16 protein-coding genes and 3 pseudogenes are annotated in these 23787 nt (G+C 46.1%); 14 read left to right on the forward strand and 5 right to left on the reverse strand.

What is annotated here, in order from left to right:
• The first annotated feature begins 3 nt into the window (after positions 1 to 3).
• Positions 4 to 5712, forward strand: coding sequence for a HAMP domain-containing protein (locus NSS79_RS17455; protein ID WP_342435460.1), 5709 nt, complete (start codon positions 4 to 6; stop codon positions 5710 to 5712).
• Positions 5713 to 5850: 138 nt separating this feature from the next.
• Here NSS79_RS17455 and NSS79_RS17460 read toward each other — a convergent pair whose 3' ends face one another.
• The 3 genes from NSS79_RS17460 to NSS79_RS17470 are packed head-to-tail and all read right to left on the reverse strand — an operon-like array spanning position 5851 to position 8278.
• Positions 5851 to 6462, reverse strand: coding sequence for a DUF4097 family beta strand repeat-containing protein (locus NSS79_RS17460; protein WP_342435461.1), 612 nt, complete (start codon positions 6460 to 6462; stop codon positions 5851 to 5853).
• Positions 6459 to 8057: a hypothetical protein gene (locus NSS79_RS17465; protein ID WP_342435462.1), complete on the reverse strand. Its 1599-nt coding sequence runs from the start codon at positions 8055 to 8057 to the stop codon at positions 6459 to 6461. The genes NSS79_RS17460 and NSS79_RS17465 overlap by 4 nt, the downstream gene beginning before the upstream one ends.
• Positions 8054 to 8278 carry a hypothetical protein gene (locus tag NSS79_RS17470; RefSeq protein WP_342435463.1) on the reverse strand — a complete coding sequence of 75 codons (225 nt, stop codon included), beginning with the start codon at positions 8276 to 8278 and terminating at the stop codon, positions 8054 to 8056. The genes NSS79_RS17465 and NSS79_RS17470 overlap by 4 nt, the downstream gene beginning before the upstream one ends.
• Before the next feature lie 15 nt (positions 8279 to 8293).
• Here NSS79_RS17470 and NSS79_RS17475 point away from each other — a divergent pair, with 15 nt between their 5' ends.
• Together NSS79_RS17475 and NSS79_RS17480 are read left to right on the forward strand one after the other, a co-directional pair.
• Positions 8294 to 8797, forward strand: a complete 504-nt coding sequence (locus tag NSS79_RS17475) for an ATP-binding protein (protein WP_342435464.1) — start codon at positions 8294 to 8296, stop codon at positions 8795 to 8797.
• 256 nt (positions 8798 to 9053) lie between these two features.
• Positions 9054 to 9362 (forward strand): annotated as a pseudogene (locus tag NSS79_RS17480) (EamA family transporter); the annotation flags it as partial.
• A 179-nt stretch (positions 9363 to 9541) separates the two neighbouring features.
• Here NSS79_RS17480 and NSS79_RS17485 read toward each other — a convergent pair.
• Positions 9542 to 10249, reverse strand: a complete 708-nt coding sequence (locus NSS79_RS17485; RefSeq protein WP_342435465.1) for an alpha/beta hydrolase — start codon at positions 10247 to 10249, stop codon at positions 9542 to 9544.
• 182 nt (positions 10250 to 10431) lie between these two features.
• On the opposite strand from NSS79_RS17485, the gene NSS79_RS17490 reads away from it, so the two are divergent.
• The 5 genes from NSS79_RS17490 (at position 10432) to NSS79_RS17510 (ending at position 15239) form a co-directional block, all read left to right on the forward strand.
• Complete coding sequence (locus tag NSS79_RS17490; protein ID WP_342435466.1) at positions 10432 to 10674, forward strand: hypothetical protein; 243 nt, start codon at positions 10432 to 10434, stop codon at positions 10672 to 10674.
• A gap of 669 nt (positions 10675 to 11343) precedes the next feature.
• Positions 11344 to 12021, forward strand: a complete 678-nt coding sequence (locus NSS79_RS17495) for a hypothetical protein (RefSeq protein WP_342435467.1) — start codon at positions 11344 to 11346, stop codon at positions 12019 to 12021.
• A complete protein-coding gene (locus tag NSS79_RS17500; protein WP_342435468.1) occupies positions 12011 to 12874 on the forward strand; it encodes an ABC transporter ATP-binding protein in 864 nt (287 codons plus the stop codon). The genes NSS79_RS17495 and NSS79_RS17500 overlap by 11 nt, the downstream gene beginning before the upstream one ends.
• On the forward strand, positions 12867 to 14075 hold the full coding sequence (locus NSS79_RS17505) for a hypothetical protein (RefSeq protein ID WP_342435469.1): 1209 nt from the start codon (positions 12867 to 12869) through the stop codon (positions 14073 to 14075). The genes NSS79_RS17500 and NSS79_RS17505 overlap by 8 nt, the downstream gene beginning before the upstream one ends.
• Positions 14076 to 14093: 18 nt before the next feature.
• Positions 14094 to 15239, forward strand: coding sequence for a hypothetical protein (locus tag NSS79_RS17510; protein WP_342435470.1), 1146 nt, complete (start codon positions 14094 to 14096; stop codon positions 15237 to 15239).
• A gap of 56 nt (positions 15240 to 15295) precedes the next feature.
• Here the strand turns inward: NSS79_RS17510 and NSS79_RS17515 are convergent, their stop codons facing one another.
• A complete protein-coding gene (locus NSS79_RS17515) occupies positions 15296 to 16069 on the reverse strand; it encodes an AraC family transcriptional regulator (protein WP_342435471.1) in 774 nt (257 codons plus the stop codon).
• Between the two features lie 144 nt (positions 16070 to 16213).
• On the opposite strand from NSS79_RS17515, the gene NSS79_RS17520 reads away from it, so the two are divergent.
• The 6 genes and pseudogenes from NSS79_RS17520 to NSS79_RS17545 all read left to right on the forward strand — a co-directional run bounded on the left by NSS79_RS17520 (position 16214) and on the right by NSS79_RS17545 (position 23719).
• Positions 16214 to 17710: a family 43 glycosylhydrolase gene (locus tag NSS79_RS17520; RefSeq protein ID WP_342435472.1), complete on the forward strand. Its 1497-nt coding sequence runs from the start codon at positions 16214 to 16216 to the stop codon at positions 17708 to 17710.
• Between the two features lie 118 nt (positions 17711 to 17828).
• Positions 17829 to 18296, forward strand: a complete 468-nt coding sequence (locus NSS79_RS17525) for a MarR family transcriptional regulator (protein WP_342440393.1) — start codon at positions 17829 to 17831, stop codon at positions 18294 to 18296.
• A 152-nt stretch (positions 18297 to 18448) separates the two neighbouring features.
• Positions 18449 to 18857, forward strand: a pseudogene (locus NSS79_RS17530) (NAD(P)H-binding protein).
• A gap of 84 nt (positions 18858 to 18941) precedes the next feature.
• Positions 18942 to 19964, forward strand: a complete 1023-nt coding sequence (locus tag NSS79_RS17535; RefSeq protein WP_342435473.1) for an NADH:flavin oxidoreductase/NADH oxidase — start codon at positions 18942 to 18944, stop codon at positions 19962 to 19964.
• A gap of 57 nt (positions 19965 to 20021) precedes the next feature.
• Entirely contained in the window at positions 20022 to 21062 is a 1041-nt protein-coding gene (locus NSS79_RS17540; protein ID WP_342435474.1) for an NADH:flavin oxidoreductase, read from the forward strand.
• Positions 21063 to 21527: 465 nt separating this feature from the next.
• A pseudogene (locus NSS79_RS17545) lies at positions 21528 to 23719 on the forward strand (excinuclease ABC subunit UvrA).
• The last annotated feature ends 68 nt before the right edge of the window (positions 23720 to 23787 follow it).

A 23787-nucleotide genomic window follows, 5' to 3' on the forward strand; every position in this document is an offset into this window, starting at 1 on the left:
TTTATGAACAATCAAGACCAAATCAACGAAACGAACGACGATCAAATTGGCGTCGGCGAACTGCTCAACGCCTTAATGGCGATGAAGAAAGGCAACTTCTCCTACAGGATGCCCTATGACCGTACGGGTATGGCTGGAAAGGTAGCGGATACGTTTAACGAGATCATGGACATTCAGGAAGCTCTGGTGTCTGAAGTCCAGACAGTAGCCAAGGTTGTCGGAAAAGAAGGGAATCTTTCGAGAAGGTTTGTGCAGAAGAATCTGGGTGGATCATGGGAAACAATTACTGATTCGTTAAATGGTCTGGTCATCGACTTGATTCAACCGACGAGTGAGATGGTCCGGGTTATTAACGCCGTAGCCAAAGGTGATCTGTCCCAGAAGGTGGAGCTTGAAATCGAAGGACGAGCTCTTACCGGTGAATTCCAGAGAACGGCAAGCAACATTAATATGATGGTGAATCAGCTCAGCACGTTTGCCTCCGAGGTTACTCGTGTGGCGCGCGAGGTCGGTACGGAAGGGATCTTGGGCGGCCAGGCAGACGTCAAAGGGGTGTCGGGCACCTGGAAGGATCTTACGGACAGCGTGAATTATATGGCGACAAACCTCACGGATCAAGTGCGTAATATCGCGGCGGTAACCACTGCCGTCGCCAACGGTGATCTGTCGAAACAAATCACGGTTAATGCGCGCGGAGAGATTCTCGAACTCAAGAATACGATTAACACGATGGTGGACCAGTTGTCCATGTTCTCCTCCGAGGTTACTCGTGTGGCGCGGGAGGTTGGCACAGAGGGCAAACTCGGCGGGCAGGCGGACGTCAAAGGCGTATCCGGCACCTGGAGAGATTTAACCGAAAGCGTTAACTACATGGCGTCCAATCTGACTAACCAAGTGCGCAACATCGCAGTTGTTACGACTGCAGTCGCAAATGGTGACCTGTCGAAGAAGATTACTGCTGATGTGCAAGGCGAAATCCTGGAGCTTAAGAACACCATCAATACGATGGTGGATCAATTGTCTACCTTTGCTTCCGAGGTTACCCGGATGGCGCGCGAAGTCGGTACGGAAGGGATACTCGGCGGGCAGGCGGATGTTAAAGGCGTATCCGGCACATGGCGGGATTTAACGGAAAGCGTTAACTACATGGCGTCTAACTTAACCAACCAGGTGCGCAACATTGCGGAAGTGACCACCGCCGTTGCCAAGGGCGATTTGTCGAAGACAATTACCGTTGATGCGAAAGGCGAGATTCTCGAATTGAAAAGCACAATCAACATCATGGTGGACCAGCTCAGCAACTTTGCTTCCGAGGTTACCCGTGTGGCGCGGGAGGTTTCAACAGAAGGAATCCTCGGCGGGCAAGCGGATGTTAAAGGGGTATCTGGCACTTGGAAGGATTTAACTGACAGCGTTAACTTTATGGCTGGAACGCTGACCGATCAGGTGCGCAATATCGCTGAAGTGACGACTGCGGTTGCGAAAGGGGATCTATCCAAGCAGATCACGGTTAATGCGAAAGGCGAAATCCTTGAGCTTAAGAACACAATTAACACGATGGTGGAGCAGCTTTCCACCTTCGCTTCCGAGGTTACACGGGTGGCGCGCGAGGTTGGTACCGAGGGGATGCTGGGTGGACAAGCCCAAGTTAAAGGTGTAGCAGGGACATGGCGAGATTTGACCGAGAGTGTAAACTATATGGCTTCGAACTTGACCAACCAAGTGCGCAACATCGCCGTCGTGACGACGGCCGTCGCAAACGGGGACCTGTCTAAGAAAATCACGGCGGATGTCCAAGGCGAAATCCTCGAGCTCAAAAATACCATCAATACGATGGTGGACCAACTCTCGATGTTCTCCTCCGAGGTTACGCGGGTGGCGCGTGAGGTAGGCACGGACGGGAAGCTGGGCGGACAAGCTCAGGTTAAAGGGGTTGGAGGGACCTGGAAGGATTTGACTGAAAGCGTTAATAACATGGCCCGGAATCTGACGGACCAGGTGCGGAACATCGCGGACGTTACGACGGCGGTAGCAAAGGGTGACCTGTCCAAGAAAATCACCGTAGATGTCAAAGGCGAAATCCTTGAACTCAAAAATACGATTAACACAATGGTGGACCAGCTCTCGACCTTCGCCTCCGAGGTTACACGCGTAGCGCGCGAGGTTGGCACAGATGGAAAACTCGGCGCGCAAGCGGAAGTTAAAGATGTTTCCGGTACGTGGAAAGATTTGACCGATACAGTTAACTACATGGCCAGTAACTTGACCATTCAGATGCGCAACATTGCCGGCGTTACGACGGCAGTTGCGAACGGGGATCTGTCCAAGAAAATCACCGTCGACGTAAAAGGTGAACTGTTGGAGCTGAAGAACACGATAAACACGATGGTGGATCAACTAAATTCGTTCGCATCCGAGGTTACGCGGGTGGCGCGTGAGGTCGGTACGGACGGCAAGCTGGGCGGACAAGCTCAAGTGCGCGGCGTCGGCGGAATCTGGAAGGACCTCACCGATAATGTTAACATCATGGCGACCAATCTGACGGATCAGGTGCGCGGGATTGCCAAGGTCGTGACCGCAGTTGCAAACGGCAACCTGAAGCAAAAACTGACTGTTGAAGCCAAAGGCGAAATTGCCGAACTGACGGATACCATCAACAATATGATCGAGACGCTGGCCACCTTCGCCGACCAGGTGACTACCGTAGCGCGGGAGGTAGGTGCCGAAGGGAAACTGGGTGGACAAGCAAACGTGCCTGGTGCAGCCGGTACTTGGCGCGATCTCACCGATAATGTTAACTACATGGCGAGTACATTGACCACTCAAGTACGCGCGATCACCAATGTCGCAACAGCGGTGACGAACGGTGATCTGTCACGTGCCATCGACGTATCCGCATCCGGAGAAGTCGCAACGCTGAAAGACAACATTAACGAAATGATACGGAACCTGAAGGAAACAACCCGGATCAATACGGAGCAGGACTGGCTCAAAACCAACCTCGCCAAATTCTCACGGCTGCTTCAAGGACAAAGAGACTTGTATGCGGTCAGCCGTATGATCCTGTCCGAGCTGGCTCCGCTCGTGTCCATGCAGCATGGTGTCTTCTACATCAATGAACCGTTTAACGGCGAACCGGTGCTGAAGCTGTTTGCCAGCTACGCTTACCAAAGCCGCAAACATTTGGCGAACGAATTCCGGGCCGGGCAAGGGTTGGTCGGCCAGTGCCTGATCGAGAAACAGCGGATCTTGCTCACTAACGTGCCAGGTGACTACGTCGTAATATCGTCTGCTTTGGGAGAAGCCGCGCCTCTCAACATCATTTTGCTGCCGATCATATTCGAAGATCAGGTGCTGGCGATTCTGGAACTCGCTTCCTTCCGCCCATATAGTGATATCGACATCGCCTTCTTGGATCAGCTTACGGAATCCATCGGAATCGTGATTAACACGATGCAGGCGAACCAACGTACGGAGGAGCTGCTGATCCAATCGCAGTCCCTCACCGAAGAGCTCCAAAAACAGCAGATGGAGCTGCGGAATACGAACGACGAACTCGAAGATAAAGCAAAGTTGCTCGTGCTGCAGAAGGCGGAAGTGGAAAGCAAAAATCATGAGGTAGAGGTAGCCAAACGATATCTGGAAGAGAAAGCGGAACAGCTTGCCCTCACGTCCAAGTACAAATCCGAATTTTTAGCCAACATGTCGCACGAACTTCGTACCCCGCTGAATTCCTTGCTGCTCTTGGCAGAACAGCTTGCCGAGAACCCGGAGGACAATCTTCACGAGATTCAGGTGAAGTTCGCGAAAACCATTCAGGACTCTGGACTCGAATTACTTAATCTTATTAACGATATTCTCGATCTGTCCAAAATCGAATCAGGCACAATCACACCAGATTACAGCGATGTATCTTTGGCCGAACTGACAGGCGGGCTCGACCGTACTTTCCGCCACATGGTGGACGCTAAGAAGCTTGATTACAGAATCAAAATTGATCCAGGCGTGCCAGCTAGCTTAGTGACGGACTTCAAGCGGCTTCAGCAAATTTTGAAAAACTTGCTTTCGAACGCCTTTAAGTTCACGGAGCAAGGGCAGATTATGCTTCAGATCCGGAAAGCAAGCGAGGGCTGGCACCAAGAAAATGAATCACTGAATCGTGCTAAAACGGTCATTTGCTTTTCCGTCAGCGACACGGGAATCGGTATCCCTCATGAGAAACAGCAGATCATTTTCGAAGCCTTCCAGCAGGCGGACGGCAGCACGAACCGGGAATATGGCGGAACGGGCTTGGGACTTGCAATATCCCGGGAAATTGCCGAGATGCTGGGTGGAGAAATCACACTGTACAGTGAAGTAAGCAAGGGAAGCGTATTTAATTTGTACCTGCCAACTGAAGCGGAATTCACGGAACCGGAGATCAAGAGAACACATGTACCAGAGGTGATTGATATCACCCCGCCCAAACGCAGAAGCAGCCTAGGCAGAGCGGCGGAAGACACTTTGCTTGACGACCGGGATAACATTGAACCGGGTGACCGTGTATTCCTGATTGTGGAGGATGATCAGAAGTTCAATGAAATTATTCTCGATCTCCTCCATAAAAAAGGAATCAAAGCTGTCATTACGGCCAGCGGCTGGGATGTCCTGGAACTCGTTCAAAAGTACAATCCGATCGCCATAACGTTGGATCTGCATCTTGGCGGGGATACGAACGGTTGGCTGGTACTTGATCAGCTGAAGAACGATATCCATGTACGACATATTCCGATTTGCGTCATGACCGTTGACGAGGACGAGGTGCTGCTGCTGCAGAAGGGGGCTCACGATTATTTCCGGAAACCTGTGACGAACGAAGAGTTGGAGAATGCTTTGGATCGTCTGAACCAATTTGCGGACAAGAAAGTTCAAAATCTGTTGGTGATCGTCCATGATGAGCAGGAGCGCAAGCAAATTGTTGACCTGCTAAGCAATCAGGATCTCAAGATCACGGCAGTGGACACGGGGCGCAAAGCGTTGAACCAGATCAACACGAAAGATTTTGATTGCGTCGTGCTGGACAACAGCTTGCCGGATATGAATCTTATTCGATTCGGTCGAGATATGTACAAAAATGCCAAAAACAAAAAAGTTCCCGTCGTAGCCCGACTAAGCAAGAAGTTGACACCGGCGGAGGAGAACGAATGGGATGAGTTAGTCAAAATGGTGGTTCTCAAAGAGGTGAAGTCGATTCTCCAATTGATCGATGAAACGACTCTCTTCCTGCACAGTAAAGCGGAGAACCTCCCGTCCGGCTCAAGGGAAAAGCTGGTCAAACTGCATAATTCGGATGAAATGATCGAGTATAAGAAAGTGCTTGTGGTGGATGATGATATCCGTAACATTTTTGCACTCACGTCAATTTTGGAACGCCATCAAATGAAAGTCATTCCTGCGGAGAACGGCCAGGATGCCATTAACCTTCTGGAACAGAGTCCGGACGTCGAAATCGTGCTGATGGATATCATGATGCCGGGAATGGATGGTTACGAAACAACCCGCGCTATCCGGCAGAAAGAGAAATTCAAGAACCTGCCCATTCTTGCACTGACGGCGAAAGCCATGAAGGGAGACCGGGAGCTGTGCCTCGAAGCCGGCTGCTCGGATTACATCACCAAACCGGTCAACAGCGCGCAGTTGTTATCAATGATGCGCACATGGCTAGACCAATAACCCATACGTTCGATAAGAAAGCCCTCGTCCTAAAGACGGGGGCTTTTAGACGTTATCTAAACGATTTCCAAGAACAACAGACCGATTAACCCATGGATAGACCAGCTATCGGAATAAACAGGCGATTATCGGAGGCTATCACTCCTCCAAATTTATATTTCCTGAAGCTGAATGCACACTCAGCGTGGAAGCTTCCGTATTAGCCGCGCCTACCGTGCCCTTTAGGCTTTGGCCGCCGCCGTCCGTCTGAATCTCTGTGGATGCCCCGACGCCTAAGTTGATCTTGCCCGATTGGGTAGATGCATCAACCTCCCCCGTGAAGCCGTTGACCGTGATATTTCCTGAATCGGCGTTCAGCGAGATTGTCTGTGCCTGGCTTTCAAAGGTTATATTGCCGGAAGCTGTGGCCAGACGGATAGATTCATAGCTTTGTTCCGGCAGTTCCAGGTAGATAGTCTCATTCTTTAAATGGATGAATCCGGATGCCGGTTCAGTGCTGACGGTAAGCACCCCCGCCTCCAGCCCCGCTGGCAGCTCACCGCTCGTTTTCATACGGAGCTTTACTTCTGAATCCTTGGAACGGCTCACCTTAATGGATTGTCCTTCAGTTTTCATTTTAATCTGCTGTACCTTGGATCCCTCGAAAGAAGCTGTTTTCTCCACAGGTTTTTCCCTGCAGCCCGCAAGTACAAGGATAACGAACGTTGCCGCGATGAGGACAAACCATTTGTTGCCTTTATATTTTGTCATATGGATCTCCTTCTTATTGATAAATTACCGGTCTGCAAGAGCCGGGTGGTTATGCCTGCAGCGAATAAAAGAACGGTCAAGATGAGATAAAGCTCAGGGTTCCTTTCGAATATCCCCAAAAAGTCAAGTGAGGGAACATGATTGAGCGGTCCCGCATACCACCAGAGTAAATAAATGACCTCAAACAGCTTTTTTGAGCCGCCTAATGTGCCCAGTGCTAGCGCCAAAGTCGGAATGAAGACGATACCCGTTCCCCAAGCCAACAACGAAGACATCTGACCCTCCACGATGAAGCGAAGGATTGCACCCGTAGAAAACAGCAAGGTGATGAAGATGCCGGAAAGCCATTCTGTCAACCACTTTACCAGCGGTGAGCTGCTGGACAAGATAAGTTCAGTGGTGAAATGATGTTTATCCCGCGTGCCTAACTGCGACCATAAAGCTAGGGGCCATATCATAATAAAAGGCAGCCAGTTGTTTATGGAGTTTGACGTAATCAGTATAGGTCCTGAAATGAGCACTATGGCGGGCAGCTTCCACCACAGGGACATGCCTTTCAGCATAAGCTTCAGCTCGGCTTTGACCCGCCCGGGCAACCTTGCACTCTTCACTTTTTTTGCCGTAGACAGCTTCAGCGGGACACTGTGTTCTATGCCCGCAAGCGGCAAAGGTGTTGTTTTCCCCTTGCCCGATGCAAGCAGCGGATGAGCTTTGGATGAGCCTTCCGGGTTTTCAAAACGCCGAAACAGCAGGGCTGAAAGGACGACACCCACTATACCCGCAGCTATCCAGACTAGCCGGATTAGGACAAGCGAACGATCCCATGCTGCGCCTTCCCACACAAACGTGGAGATCGGGCCCTGTGTCGGATAATACCCAAAGCTTCCGCTCTCCTCAAGACTGGAGAGGGTAGGATAATGCTCCGCTGCACTGTGAGCCATCGTTTTCAGAATACCGTTGATGCCGAACAAATCCCCCCAATCGCTTGGCGCGGCAATGGACACCGCACCGACAGCGATCCACAGGCAGAAGAACAACACATTTCCCAAAACTCCCTTCAAACCGGGAAACACATCAAACAGGATGGTTAAGGAAGAGAGCAGAAACAGGGAGGGGAAGGTTACATAAAAAAAAGGAGCCATATAGTCCATTAGCCGGAGCTGGGAATCTTCTCCCCGAAGCAGCTGCATGGCCATAAATGCCACTACCAAAACAGCTCCAATCACCAGCAGTACCACAAAATTCGCCGCCGCCTTACTGGCGATATATCTGATTTTCCGGACAGGGGCGGAGGCGATTAACGAACCGAGCTTCAGGCGAGCATCTCCCGATATTTGGCTTCGAAGCATGAAAAAACCGAACAGCCAGAGCAGCATTGTGGACAGCATCGCCGCAAGTCCGCCCAGCCAGGCCGAATTATAGATACCTCTGACCCCGCCGATATAAAAGACTTCATACCCGGCAGCAGCATCCGGTACGCAGACATAACCGGCAAACACGCTGATTCCTATGACGAGCAGGAAGGAATAACTGCGCATCTGACTTTTCAAATTGCTTTTGATAATATAAAAGTAGGCTGAGAGAGTACGGATCATGGCTGAACTCCTAACGAGGACACAGTATACAGGTACGCATCCTCCAGTGAAGCGGGCAGCAGGGTGGCATTTGCGCTGGGGCGCAGATCGGAAACGATCCGGGTATGGATGCCGTCGCTGCGCTGAATGGCGCTGCTTATCGTGTATTTGGCCTGCATGTCCGGCAGGGAGGAGGCAGGCAGGATACAGTTCCAGACCTTCTGCTCCACACTCTGAATCAAGTTCTCCGGTGCAGCATGCTTGACAAGCCGTCCCTTCGCCAGTTTGGCACTCTGGAGTTGATCGGCTTCCTGCAGCGGCTGATCGCCGATGTCGGCAACGATCCAAGAGCAGTGTCCTACCTGTTGAGCCTGGATGCAGAGATAGAGTCGCTGGAGCTTGTTGCTGACGAGAAGGTGCTCTACCGGGCGCTGCAAAATGTACTGATGAATGCCGTGCTTCACAATCCGGAAGGAACTGCCATTCACGTTACTGTGCGGCGGGAGGGAGAGGAAAGTGCAAATATCATGATTTCCGACAATGGCACTGGTATGGACGAAGATACGCTGAACAATCTATTTCAAAAATATTACCGTGGAGCAAAAGGCAGCTCCCATAAGCTGGGAACAGGACTAGGTATGGCTATTGTAAAAAACCTGATCCTCGCACACGGCGGCTTCCTGACTGTGGATAGCGAAGTAAGTAAAGGAACCACATTTCATATCCGTCTACCTGTCCGGGTGCATGAAAAGTCTATTTGAGCTTGAGAGATGAGTTGAAATTTTGAACAAGATATGAAAAAATAAGTAGCTCTATCAAATCCGGAACTTCCATGAACAGTACTATCTGGTTTCGGACAAACGGATAAACCTGGACTAGGGGTGAATTTGATGTTTTGGACTCCATTATTTGAAAACGACGTACCAGTAGCACACTTCTTCTCTTAGTGGAGTGAGTGTGACTACATCTCTCCGTTAGGGGCATTTTCGACCTAATTAAAAACGGAGGGTATAAAAGATGAAAAACACCTTATTAGGTTCTTTATATTTAACTTTAGCTTCCATGATCTGGGGCGGTATGTACGTTGTTGTTAAAATTGTAGTATCGGTCATACCTCCATTAGAACTTGTATGGATGAGATATTTAGTAGCCATTGTTGCACTTCTAGTTATCGGCTTCATCACACGACAGAACTGGCGAATTGAGAAACGTTATTTTATCTTAATCGTAGCTATTGGGCTCATCGGTAATACGATTTCAATTGTTGCACAGGAAACGGGTACCATGTTATCCACAGCACAAATGGGAGCCATTATAACTTCTTCAAAGAACATAGGTGTAGCGTTTTGGATCGGCTCTATCCTAATTTTTACAGGTGTTCTATTCGTTATTAACGAGAAAAAATAGTATTTAGGAAACTCCATTCGAATGTATGAAGTGCACATTCCTTTCGGAGTAGGAGAGCCCTTATGCAGGGCTCTTTTTCATATTCCTAAGTGGGAAGATCATTCGCCGATATGTTCTTGCAGCCACTGTCTGAAAAATTGCAGCTGCTCTTTGGTGTGAAAATAATGTTCGCCATGCTCCATCACGCCCAGTTCACAGTGAAACCGATCACTAAAAGCAGAGACTACGTCAAACTCGCACAAGTTATCGTCTGAGCCATAAAGAATTGCAGTTGGACTTTTCCATGTATTGATAGGATGAGATTTAACATATTGATAATAATCCCAATAAAGTATTTGTCCGATGGGGGTGGAAACTTCTTTTTCAGCTTTTAATTTCTCTTCACTTACGTTGAACCCTGTCATCATACCTTTGATAATTCGCTCCATATCCAGAACTGGAGAAAGGAACAGAGACTGCTTAAGCGGTAACCTGTTGTAAGAAAGCAAGCTAAAGTATGCCCCCATACTACAAGCAAAGATACTGATGTCATTCGATAGATTTTGTGCATAACGCATGATAATCTCAAGATCATGAACACAATTTTGAACTTTGCAAGCGTATTTCTCTTCTTCGCGGTCACCATGCTCAGGCAAATCAAAGCTAAGGACCTGATACCCCCGTGCCGATGCTTCTTCAGCAAAGATAACAATCGCATCATCTGCTTTGTTGGACATATTACCGTGGACAGCAATAAATAGGTTATTGGATTTCTCACCCCATATAATTGCTGGGATGCCCTCAATTTTCAATTCCTGCTTCATCATTTCATTACCTTCTTTGGAAATATTTTTAACAATTATACCACGAACTAATAGTAAATTTAGGTAGATATTTGAAGAGGAAGTTGAATATACTTATCCCATCGCCGAGAGAAGTCAGGAGATATTCCTGAAATTGCTCGGTTTTTTCATAGCCTGATTCCATGTCGATCTATGTGCCGTATGTATTGAATATTGACGGTGGTTACAAGCTGAATGACAAAATTGAAGTTAACTTGAAAGATGCATTTCTTACATTTACAGTAAATTCTAATGTTTTTGCCCATCAATCCGGACTAATGTGGGGTGAACTGGGTATACAAAAAGCAATTGGTTTTACAACCTGCCAGCTGATGAATCAGCTCTCGCTTGGATTTCTGCCGCCTATTATTATGGGTGTATTGCTCGGAAGTATAGCTGGAATTACCTAACCAATCCATTCATGTCAGTGGCGATGCGTGCTATGGGGATTATGAAGGCACATTTTATTATCACGACGTCGTGGATTACTTTGTTTGTGTGGCTCTTGTCATTGTCTCTTACATGACTTCGATGCTGATCACATATCGCATCCGTAAAATATCCGCATATACTTTAGTAAGTGAGTAAATTCGATAGGGTGGGGACGTGGATAATCACGTCCCTTTTTTAGCTTTAATTATTTGTAATATTTTATATATAACGCTCGGTGCGATACTAATGTGAAAATATCTTTGCAGGTTTTAAATACGAATTGGCAGACCAAAAAGCAATCAAGGATCGATTAAGGCGCAAAGCACAAACCATTAATTTAAGAAAAATTTAAGATCTACACACCTAGATTTTTTAGTTGTACAATCTATACTTTGTATCAGGAAGATTAGGGATTAAATGGTAATAAAGAGGGAGGGCCATTTACGAAGACAGTGCGGAAGCCAAGGTTTATCCTGCTTCACTGACAAAAATTATGACCGCAATTGTCACCCTTGAGCATGTTGATGACTTATCTGCAATCGCTCCGGTAGACCGGAGAACGTTCGGCGAGCTTCTTGCAAGCAACTCTTCTATGGCCGGATTTCGCGAAGATGAGGAGGTTACATATTAAAAACGGAGGTGTCTTAGTGAAAAAAATCTTCATGATTGCATTAACTATAACCATTTTGATTGGAGGAAGCCTCTACTTCCAAAATCAAAGCAGCTACTCAGAATATGTAAGGATACAGGATGATAAAACCATCTCAGAGGAATTAGTTACCGTAGATAATCCGAAGGATGTAAAGACAGAGAATGAGAATCCGGGCAATGAGGAACCCCCAGAGGAGATTTTTTTGGATGTTACGCCAGATGTTGAGAAAACTCCTGAGGATATCGCCTTGGACAAACGACTTGATGCAGATAGAAAAAGTAATGAAAGAACTTATCGGGAGGAAGGAAGGACAGGGTCATCAATTAGGCCAACGATAGAAATTCCGACTTTGTCTATCGATGATTATATAGGTATCTACAAAACTGTTGATGCATACATGAGAGAAAATTCGGATCGGTTTTCCGAGCCGGCAGACAATGGCACCAGAGGAAGCACTTCTGATCCGAGAATCCAAAATATTCTATATGCAGAAGAAAAATCAGGTATCATAGCAGGATTTGAAGATGAAAACCTGGTGGCATGGGCAGTGAAAAAGCTGGACGGAGCATATACCAACCTCTTGCTAGGGAGAACGTCTGCGGGAGAGGACTGGCAAGTTCTCTCAGAAGGAGACGTATATCAGTTGAGAAAGGAAATTAGCGATGGAAATTAAAGCGGAAAATGTAACAAGAACATTTGGAACGAAACGGGCCATTGATGAACTGAATTTTATTTTGCCTGAAGGTGTGTACGGACTTTTGGGAGATAATGGGGCAGGGAAAAGCACCTTGATGCGAATTCTTGTGGCAATCGACCATCAGTCCAGCGGCAAGGTTACCTTTAACGGCAAGGATATCTTCCATATGAACGACGACTACCGTAATCTTGTGGGATATATCCCTCAGGATTTCGGGGTGTATCCCGCGTTCACGGCAAAGGAATATCTGGAATATATGGGAGCGCTGAAGGGACTGTCAAAAAAGGAATTGAAGCAAAAAGTTCCAGAGGTATTACAGTTTGTCAACCTGGAGAAAGTGGCTAATAAAAAGGTCAAAACCTTTTCCGGAGGGATGAAAAGGCGGGTGGGCATTGCCCAAGCCATTATTAACGACCCAAAGATATTAATTTTTGACGAGCCCACCGCTGGGCTTGACCCCCATGAGCGAATCCGTTTTTCAAACATCATAAGCGAAATGGGACAGGACAAGATCATCTTGTTTTCTACCCACATTATTTCGGATATCGAAGCAATCACCACCAATGTGATCATCCTAAATCAGGGCAAAATTAAAGAGCAAGGTAATGTGCAAAAGATGTTATCCGGGATTAAAGGAAAAGTGTTCACCGAGGAGATGGACAGAGAGCGGCTTGCCTCCTTTAAAAAGGAACACCTGATCGTACGAATTCGGCAGGAAGAAAACGCTGTCAGTGTACGGTACTTGGGAGAACAGGAATCAGACGCAATCGAATGCGAGCCCACGCTGGAAGATTACTACATCTACTTGGGGAGTGGGAGCCATGCGTAATTTCATTTCATTAGAACTGAAAAAAATATTTAATAAAAATACAGTGATTATCAGCCTACTTTTTCTCACAATTATTCTGATTCCTTTGGTTCAAACCGCCCGGAGTATCGATGTCTTGGATGATGAGGGAACCATACATAGCGGCATTGGGGGCTGGGATATTTTAAGGGAGCGAACGGTTGAGGGCACGATGACGACAGATTATTTATTACATATGAAACAGAACTACGAAAACAGTGTGGACAAACCTTATATTGAGGGGGAAGTGGATACAGACCGCAAGCTGGGCAAAAAATTGATGTTTCCTCACGATATGCTGAACTGGGAACTGAATTTTCCATATGAAAAGTACCGTGTGCTCGATAACAGCTTAAATTTAACCAATGAGCAGCTCGCCAGCTTTTATGAGGTTTGGAAGGGCAGCTTTACCGAATATTTATCCAATGAACAAAATCTATTTCCTTATACAGAGGAACAAATCGAAATCATATCCCAGAAGATGCAAAAAGTATCCACCCCATTTGTATTCAAATACGATAGCGGCTGGGAGTACCTGAAAATAGGTTTATTAAATACGATCTACCTTTTCTTTATGTTCTTTGCCTTTATCCTATGTGAGGGATTCTCCAAAAACAGCAGCAAAGGAATTGACAAGGTGACCTTATCCACCAAGGAGAGCCGGAGGAAGCTACTCAGCTATAAGCTTGGTGCCGCCAATGTGTTTTCTACGATAGCCTATTTTGCGTATATTGCGATCGTACTGCTGTTTGTTGCTGTAGTCTATACGCTGCACGGCTGGGACTCTTCGGTTCAAATTGGAACGACTACATTTTATTCGATGAATCAGCTTCAAGAGGCGTTACTCTATATTGCCATGGGATACTTTTCCACCCTCGTCGTGACACATCTTATCCTGTTTTTGTCCGTGGTTTTTAAAAGAGGGAAACTGGTATTAGCAATTTCACTGATTTATTTTTATCTCGTCAATACTTATCAGATGGGGAGGGGGGCGCTGATTGAAAAAGTGATGGTCTTCATGCCCCAGAACTTTATCAATAATCTTATAGGCATAGAGAAATTATATTTTGTGGGTAATACCGTGTTTCCTTATGTTTTTGTCGCCCTGTTTCTGGGTACTGTGTACATTCTCTTATCTCGAATCGCTATCTCTATATGGATGAGAAGATATTATTTACAGTAGAGGAAGGTAGGTGAAATCATGAGTTACTTATCAAAATTAAACAGAAGTAAAATCCTAAACATAAACGTATTCGGTTTTTTGTTGACATTGTTTCTAATACTTACCTTTTACAACTTAGACACCATCAAAACAGGTTATTTAAATCAGGCAAGATATGAGGTAACAGATGGGACGGAATACCGGTATTTCTATCAGCCGGAGGTATTGGATGAAGTTGAGATTAACAAAATTTTGGAAAAATACAGAGAACTAAGCCTACCAGAAGACAGGAATAAAGCGGATGTTGCAGATTTGCCAGCCTTGGATATGATCGTCCAAGTGTATGGCTCGGACTGGACTGGAATACGCGATATCTCAACAGAACAATTCTATCAGGATAGGTCAGACATCATCAGAAGTGCACAGGAGGAAGCGGGGAGTTCTAGGAAAGGAAACAGCAACGGGACTTTTGCAGCGGCTTCTCTCTCCGAACCTATCCGGATGGGTTATGCCGAGGGCTGGAAGAACGTTAACTCAGGGATGAGCCAATGTGTTTTTATTGTCTTGGTTCTCATTTCCATTGTACTGGTCCCAATTTTTAATGAAGACGAGACCTTGGGCGTGGACGGACTGGTGAAATCCACGAGGTTTGGGAAACGTAAGCTGAGTAGGGTACGGATCATCAACGCCTTCCAACTCTCATCACTGCTTTATCTGGCGGCGGTGGCGATTTACATTACGCCTATATTCTTTATGTACGGTTTACAAGGAGCGGATTTGCATATACAAAGTAGTCCACAATTTTTTTTATCAATGGTTGAGGTGAATTATTTCGAGCAGTTTTTGATCAACCTGGTCATTGGATCTGTGGCAATCTCACTGATGACAGGGATTACCTTATGGATCAGCGTATTAGTCACACAGGTTTATACTGGCTACGCCCTGTTATTATTCACCATAGCCATATCTTACGCCATTCAGATGAGCGAGGTATTCTTTCTGAAACATTACGCGGGCAATTTTCTGCCCATGCAGATAGCCGAGTTCAACAGCTATTACACAAGATTTGAACCTTATGGAGGTATTTTTACAATCATTGCCGTTCCTTCCATTGCTGTTGCAATTTTATTTATGCTCCTACTATTTTTGCCAAGATGGATTAATAAAAGGAGGTTTACTTCTTAAATTGAGCATTATACATAAAGTTAAAAACAACTTGATCGATTCCATCCGAGAAGATTTCATGAATCTGATGCCATCAATTTTTGGTATTCACGAGGTGCATAGCCTGTGATTTGGCGGAACTGCCGACTAAAATGCTCAATATTCATGTATCCGCAAATTGCGGCGATTTCGGAGATCCGATGCGGACTATGAAGCAGCTTTTCCTTGGCAAGACGGATTCGGCATTGAATGACGTCGTCCATGCACGAAATACCAAAGGTTGACTTATAGATGGCCTGTAAATAGCCAGGACTGAGATGCACATGTTCGGCCATAGCCGGAACGGCCCAAGAATGACCCGGGCTGTTGTATATCGCTTTGCGCAGATTCAACAGATTTTGATAGTGAGGAGTATTATTCGTACTGTGCGAAGCTTCAATAAGCTTATTAATGATAATTCGGAATAAGTAATCCATAGAAAGCTCCCGGTAAGCGCAGGAAAAGAAATGTTCAGCCGTAAGCAACTGAAACAACTGGTGAAAATATTCCGGGTCGGGCATGGGAAAGGGAACTCCATGTAATAGCTTTGATTCTTTCAAATGAATTTCGTCTGAATCAAAATGAATCCAGTCATTCCCATAGCTGTCTGCACAGGCCCGGTAGAGTATCTTTTGATGTGGTTGGAAGACTACCGCGCAGTTAGCAGGATATTCCTTCATCTCGCCCTCAACCCAGAATTGGGCGGGTGTTCTGGTGAGAAGGAGCAACCATGTATTATGTCCTTCAGGGACGTCATAAACAAAATCTGCGGTATGGATGGCATCATATCCGGCATAGTATATTGTTATCATATCATTAGCCTTTCTTAGAATAGATCAAATATACGACAGTATACATCATTCAATAGAGCCGTGTCATTAACTTATAATTTTCAAGTAGTTATCTATCCATATGAGAAATAATCAATCAATAACATTCAATTATGAGGTGAAATCATGAAGTACTGCAATCCCGTAATTAAAGGTTTCTTTCCCGATCCAAGTGTTTGTAAAGTAAATAATAAGTATTATCTCGTCAGCAGTTCCTTTCAATATTATCCTGGCGTACCTTTGTTCGAAAGCGATGATTTAATGAACTGGAGACAAATTGGACATTGCTTAACAAGACAATCACAAGTTCATCTTGAGAAGATAGACAGTTCTGGAGGAGTATTCGCATGCACCATCAGATATCATAACGGTCGTTTTTACATGACCACCACTAATAATTCTACCGGGCAAAATTTCTACGTTTGGACAGATGATATCTACGGCGAATGGTCGGAGCCCATCTTTGTGGACCAAGGGGGGATAGATCCCTCCTTTTATTTTGAAGGTGATTTAACCTACTTTATGAGCAACGGCACTGATGACACTGGAAGGAACAGCATCTTTCAATGTGAGATAGATATCGAAACTGGTGAAAAGCTTACACCAAGCCGCGTGATCTGGCATGGAACAGGGGGACGTTATCTGGAAAGCCCTCACCTGTATAAAATCAATGATCTCTACTACTTAATGGCAGCAGAAGGCGGAACCGAATATGGACACATGATTGTATATGCAAGAGGCAATTCCCCTTACGGACCTTTTGAAGCGTATCCCAATAACCCCGTTTTAACAAACAGGAATCTGGGGGGATATGAGATACAAGGTGTAGGCCACGGAGATTTAATTCAAGATCACGATGGAAATTGGTGGATCGTTCATTTGGGCTTTCGGCAAATCGGCAGATGGGTTTTGCATCACCATCTGGGGCGGGAAGTGTTTTTGATGCCAGTTACTTTCCATGAAGATCATTGGTTTACGGTGGGAGACGATGGTACGACTCAGGGGGAAGTTGAAACAAACTACATTCCCAATTCGGCTAAACAGATAGAACAGACGCAGTATACTTTTCATAACACAAGCTGGGATATAGATTGGTGTTACTTACGTTATCCCGATAAACAGAATTATTTGCTGGGCGATGGGGAATTGAAATTAAGAGGTTCACAGTTTTCATTAGACATGGCGGATTCTCCGACCTTTATCGGTTTGCGTCAAAAGGATTTCCATGCGGAAATCTCCTGTGAGATTAGAGTGAATGATGGTGAAGCGGGAATAACGTTATATATGGATGAACATCATCATTATGATTTCGCTTTGAGAAGAATAGGGGAGCGAATTGAAGCCGTTAAGCGTCTGAACATCGGAGACATTAAGACCATACACGAACAATCCGATTTAAATTCAAATGTAGCCATTTTAAAGATTATTTCAAATCATGACATTTACTCTTTTCAGGTAATAAGCGATGGCATAGCAATTGATTTGGGCTCTGCGCAAACCAGATACCTCTCCTCAGAGGTTGCCGGAGGTTTTACCGGCGTTGTAATCGGGTTATATTCCCATGATGGAAGCTGTTCGGAATTCAATGACTTTAGCGACTTCAAATGTACGTATTTAAATTAACAAAATGTATTTTGGCGAAAAACCCTCATTGGTGACGAGGGTTTTTTCAATGTTGTGTTGGACGAATAATGTATGGGTTTTGACCATTTCAATTTGGATTGATACAATAGGGCAAACTATGTCGAATGACTTTAAAATCAGGTGGGGTGATTTAAGCTTGCAACATGAAAACGAACTTTTGGAGGTATGGTTGTCTTGGTCCCGCATCAATTCAAATTTAAGTGAAAAGTTAGAACAAGCTCTGCTGAACAATTATAATTTATCTTTGAAGGAGTTCTATGTTTTAAATTTTATATCCAATGCTGAGGAAAAAAAATTACGGCTACAGCAACTTCAAGAACTTGTGGGATTAAGTCAAAGTGCTACATCGAGACTCGTCGTTAGAATGGAAGCTAAAAACTTTGGTGCTTTAGAAAGACATATATGCGAGGATGACCGGCGTGGTATTTATACTCGAATTACAGAGTTAGGCGAAAATAAATACCAGCGGGCACTTCAGACCTTTACTCAGGTCTTACAAGCAGAACTAAAAAAAGACGGATTTAATTCAGAAGTAAAGAATCTGACGGAAAAATTGTTTTTGTGACCAGTGTAGAGATCTTGTTAGTAGAGTTGAGATGATTGTTAAGTTTAGGATGACGACTTGACATAATTATTTTTCTCCGGTAAATTATATGCATGCGCATGCTTTATTCATTGTTACTGTAATTCAATTCAGCTGATAAGGAGTGGATAGCTATGAAGGTGTTAGTAGTCGGATCGAATGGACAAATCGGACAGCACCTTATTCAACAGTAGACTCCATTGCAACGGCCGCCAAGGGTTGTGACGCTATTGTGTTTACGGCTGGATCTGGTGGGAAAACGGGTGATGACAAAACACTGTTAATTGATTTGGACGGTGCAGGAAAAACGATTGAAGCTGCTGAAAAAGCAGGCATTGACAGATTCATCATGGTCAGTGCAATTCAGGCGAATAACCGGGACAATTGGCACCATAATATTCTACCGTATTACGCAGCAGTATTCCTCGTGAAGATGTAGCGCATACCATTGTGGCTGCTTTGGAAGAGAAGCACACCTATAAGCGTGCCTTTGATCTGATTGCTGGTTACGACCCGATTCCTGATGCATTGCAAAAGTTCTGAAAAAACCATAAACTGAAAGTACATACATGCTTGCGCATGCATGAATATTTTAATATATAAGAGCAAAAAGGGGAGCGTTTATCCATGAAAGATTTGTTTAGCCCATATTCTTTTAAAAGTTTAGAATTGAAAAACCGTGTTGTGATGCCTCCAATGTGTCAATACTCCGTCGAAAATAAAGATGGTATTGCCACAGATTGGCATTACATGCACTATGTTAGCCGTGCTGTAGGCGGAACTGGTTTAATCATAATTGAAATGACTGATGTAGAGCCCGATGGGCGCATTTCCGATTTCGATCTTGGTCTTTGGTCAGATGATCAGATTCCGGCTCTGAAACGGATTGTAGATGCTTGTCATAGTCACGGTGCCAAAGTGGGAATCCAAATCGCGCACGCTGGACGCAAGGCGGAAGATGCCGAAGTTCCAGTAGCCCCGTCAGCAATCGCTTTTGATGAAAATTCTAAACAGCCCCGGGAACTTACCACCGCAGAGGTAAAAGGAATAGTTGAGAAATTCCGCACTGCTGTAGCTCGCGCTGTCCAGGCTGGATTCGATACCATCGAACTTCATGGCGCGCATGGCTATTTGATTCATCAATTCCATTCTCCGCTTACGAACAAACGGGATGATGAATATGGTAAAGATCTTACCTTGTTTGGCCGGGAGGTTATTCAGGCTGCAAAGGCCGAGATGCCGGAGAACATGCCACTAATCATGCGTATATCAGCTAAAGAATACGTTGAAGGTGGTTATGGGATTCAGGAAAGCATTGCTTTTGCCAAGGAATATCAAGTTGCAGGAGTAGACATGTTTGATATTTCATCAGGTGGCGAGGGAGCTATTGCTGCATGGGGCAGACCAGGAACTCACGCAGCTTATCAAGTACCGCTCGCTAGAGATATCAAACAAGCACTCGATATTCCAGTGATCGCTGTTGGAAGATTGGATGATCCAATTTTGGCGAATGCAGTCATAGGAAATGAAGAGGCCGATTTGATTTCTGTCGGAAGAGGAATGCTGAGAAATCCATATTGGGCCTTAGAAGCTGCATCAAAGCTGAGAAAAGAAACAGCAGTTCCTAAACAGTATACTAGTGGATTCTAAGTTCGATTTGTCTAGAAATTAATCGGTATAATACGAAAAAAACTTAGGAGGGTTACGATGTTTAATAACGAATCAGTACAACCATTACTCCGTCCTTTTACTTTAGGAAATCTTAATCTGTCTAATCGGACAGTAATGGCGCCAATGACCCGGAATCTGTCTCCCAATGGGGTTCCTGGAGCAGACGTTGCTGCATACTATCGCCGGAGAGCCGAAAATAATGTGGGTCTGATCGTAACAGAAGGCACGGTTATTGATCATGCAGATGCATCCAATCAGGAGAATGTCCCTTTCTTTTATGGTGAAGAAGCATTGAATGGCTGGGCAAATGTTGTGTCTGAGGTTCATGAAGCCGGCGGTAAAATTATTCCTCAAATCTGGCACATGGGTGCACGGGGCAACGTCAATGATTATTCCGAGTCCGAAATCAGTGGCATCGTTGATGCTTTTGCACAATCTGCAGCTGAAGCCAAGCGTATTGGATTTGATGGAATTGAAATCCATGGAGCTCACGGCTATTTGATTGACCAGTTCTTTTGGGAGAAAACTAATGAGCGTACTGATCGTTACGGAGGCAGCATGATTGCACGTACCCGCTTTGCGGAAGAAGTCATCCAAGCTTGCCGCCAAGCCGTAGGTCCTGACTTTACCATCGTGCTGCGCATCTCACAGTGGAAAGGAACGGAATATACAGCCAAATTAGCGAAAACACCCGACGAGCTTCAACAATTTCTGCAACCTTTGGTTAACGCTGGAGTGGATATTTTCCATTGCTCGACACGGCGTTTCTGGGAACCGGAATTTGAAGGCTCTGACTTGAATCTTGCTGGTTGGGTTAAGAAGCTTACAGGCAAACCAACCATTACTGTGGGTTCGATTGGCCTTGATGGTGATTTCATGACTCTTTTCACTGAAGGAAAAGGTGCAGAGAATGCAAGTATCGAGAGATTGGTTCAAAAGCTCGAAAATCAAGAATTCGATCTGGTTGCTATCGGTAGAGCATTGCTTGTAGACCCTGCATGGGTCAGTAAAATTCGGGATGGGAAGTTGGATGAATTGATTCCATTTACTCCTGAAGCACTCAAAACACTTTATTGATCGGTAAATAAACCTCTATATAGATTGAACTTATAATTCTTCTATTTTGGGATTGGCCGTGACTACAGAGAATGTTTGGACTTCCGGCCGCTGTTAGATTTGGATTTCCTGAATTTAGCCGCGAATCGCGGTAGAAATCCAAACCTTGCCCATGCTTCCGAAGCGAGCTTTCCTGCGGAAAGCTTTCAGGCGGACGCTATCGCTCCTCCAGTTCCAAAATTCCCCTCCGCCACTTTTCCCTAAATGTATATTCTCAAGTTCAATATAGAAAACAAAAGACTGGTATTATACCGGTCTTTTATTTATTTTTTTTGTTCGTCAATCCATGTAACAGAATATGCAGCCCCCCAATGATAAATTAACGGGTACTCAGGTGGAAGTTCGGGCTGCCCGACTATCTATACACGTTGAATGGTACAATGTGAATATAAGCAGAAATTAACACTACCCGGAGGGATGTTTGGCATGAGCGAATTGAATCAGGAGTATATCGTAATTTCGGGTGCGAGGGAAAACAATCTCAAGAACGTATCCTTGCGTATTCCGAAACGGAAGATCACGATCTTCACCGGGGTGTCCGGATCCGGCAAGTCATCGATCGTCTTCGATACGATCGCCGCAGAAACCACGCGATTGCTGAACGAGAACTTCAGCATGTTCGTGCGAAATTTTCTGCCCCGTGTTCCGCAGCCGGATACGGATGCGATTGAGAACCTGAGCATGGCTGTTATTGTGGATCAGAAGCGGCTGGGTGGGGGATCCCATTCCACGTTGGGCACGATTACTGATATTTCTCCCATTCTTCGTCTTCTCTTCTCCCGGGTATGCCAGCCCTATGTTGGACAAGCGCACATGTTTTCGTTTAACGATCCGCAAGGCATGTGTCCCGAGTGTAATGGGCTTGGCCGGCGGCTTGGCGTCGACATGAGCAAGGCGCTGGACAAGTCAAAGTCGCTCCATGAAGGGGCTATTATGCTGCCGGACTATTCAGTGAACGGCTGGGAATGAAACATGATCGTGCAGTCAGGAGACTTCGATCTCGACAAGAAGCTGAGCGATTATTCGGAAGAGGAACTGGAGCAGCTGCTGTACGCCAAGGCAAGAGAAGTTAAGATGGATTTCGCCGGCAAGGCAACAAATATTACAGTGGAAGGCGTCATTGAGAAGTTCACCAATAAATACATCAAGCAGGATGTGAAGATGAAGTCCGAGCGCACACAGAAAGCTGTTGCGCCGTATATTTCCGAGGGGCCTTGCTCCAGCTGCCACGCTGCGAGACTCAGTCAGGCCACGCTCAGCTGCAGGATCAATGGTCTCAACATTGCGGAGCTATCCTCCATGGAGGCCGGACAGCTCATCCGTGTCATTCGTGAGATTAATGATCCTGTCGCCGTGCCGGTCGTCAAGTCGCTGACGGAGCGGTTGCAGCATCTGGTAGATATCGGACTTGACTACTTAACCCTGGATCGTGAAACGGATACTTTGTCCGTCGGCGAGTCGCAGCGCGTCAAGATGGTTAAGCACCTGAGCGGCAGTCTGGTGGATGTTACTTACATCTTCGATGAACCCAGCGTGGGTCTCCACCTCCGTGATGTTCACCTGTTAAATGAACTTCTGCAGAAGCTGCGTGACAAGGGCAATACTGTGATTGTCGTCGAGCATGATCCCGATGTGATCAAAGTGGCGGATCATATCGTCGATGTCGGGCCTCACGCTGACAGGCACACATCTGAAACGTCCGCTCCAGTTGAAGCAAGAGTGCAGGCAGCCGTCCGGTAAGCTGTCCATCAAGGAGGCCACACTTCACAACCTGCGGAACGTAGTACAGATATTCCAACCGGTGTACTGACGGTAGTTACGGGTGTCGCCGGCTCCGGTAAGAGCACGATGATTAACGAAGTATTCCTCAGTCAGCATCCGGACGCCATCGTCATCGACCAATCGGCAATAGGAGTGTCAACACGTTCGAATCCTGCAACTTACACAGGCATTATGAATGATGTGCGCAAGGCCTTTGCATCCGCGAACAAGGTGAGTCAAGGCTTGTTCAGCTTCAACTCCAAGGGGGCTTGTGAGAACTTCCAGGGACTGGGTGTTGTGTGTACACAGACCTTGCCTTCCTCGACAGCGTGAAGCTGCCCTGCGAAGTATGCGGAGGTAGACGATTCAAAGAAGAGGTGCTCGCGTACAAGCTGAACGGCCAGTCAATTGCAGAAGTGCTGGAGATGAATGAGGAGCAGGCATTAGCGTTTTTTCAGCTAAAAGAGGTAGTGCGCAAGCTCCAGGCGATGAGTGATGTGGGGCTGAATTATATTACACTCGGCCAGCCGCTCAGCACGCTTTCAGGAGGGGAATGCCAGCGCATCAAGCTGGCCAGCGAGCTGCATAAGAAGGGCAGCATCTATGTGATGGACGAGCCGACGACCGGCCTCCACATGTCAGATATTGGTCACCTTCTGGAGATCATAAACCGTCTCGTGGATACCGGCAATACGGTGTTTGTTATCGAGCACAACCTCGAGGTGATCAGCCAAGCGGACTGGATCATTGATATGGGACCGGACGGAGGCAGCAAGGGTGGCCAGGTTGTGTTCGAAGGTACACCTCCGCAGATCATCCATGCGGAGCAGTCGATCACGGGAAGATACCTGATGTAATTAATGGCCGGAAGTGTTAACGAATTAATTTAAGATGATGGTAACTAAAAATCCCGCCCTCGAAAAGG

The organism is Paenibacillus sp. FSL L8-0436 (assembly GCF_038593025.1).
GTDB lineage: Bacteria > Bacillota > Bacilli > Paenibacillales > Paenibacillaceae > Paenibacillus_AQ.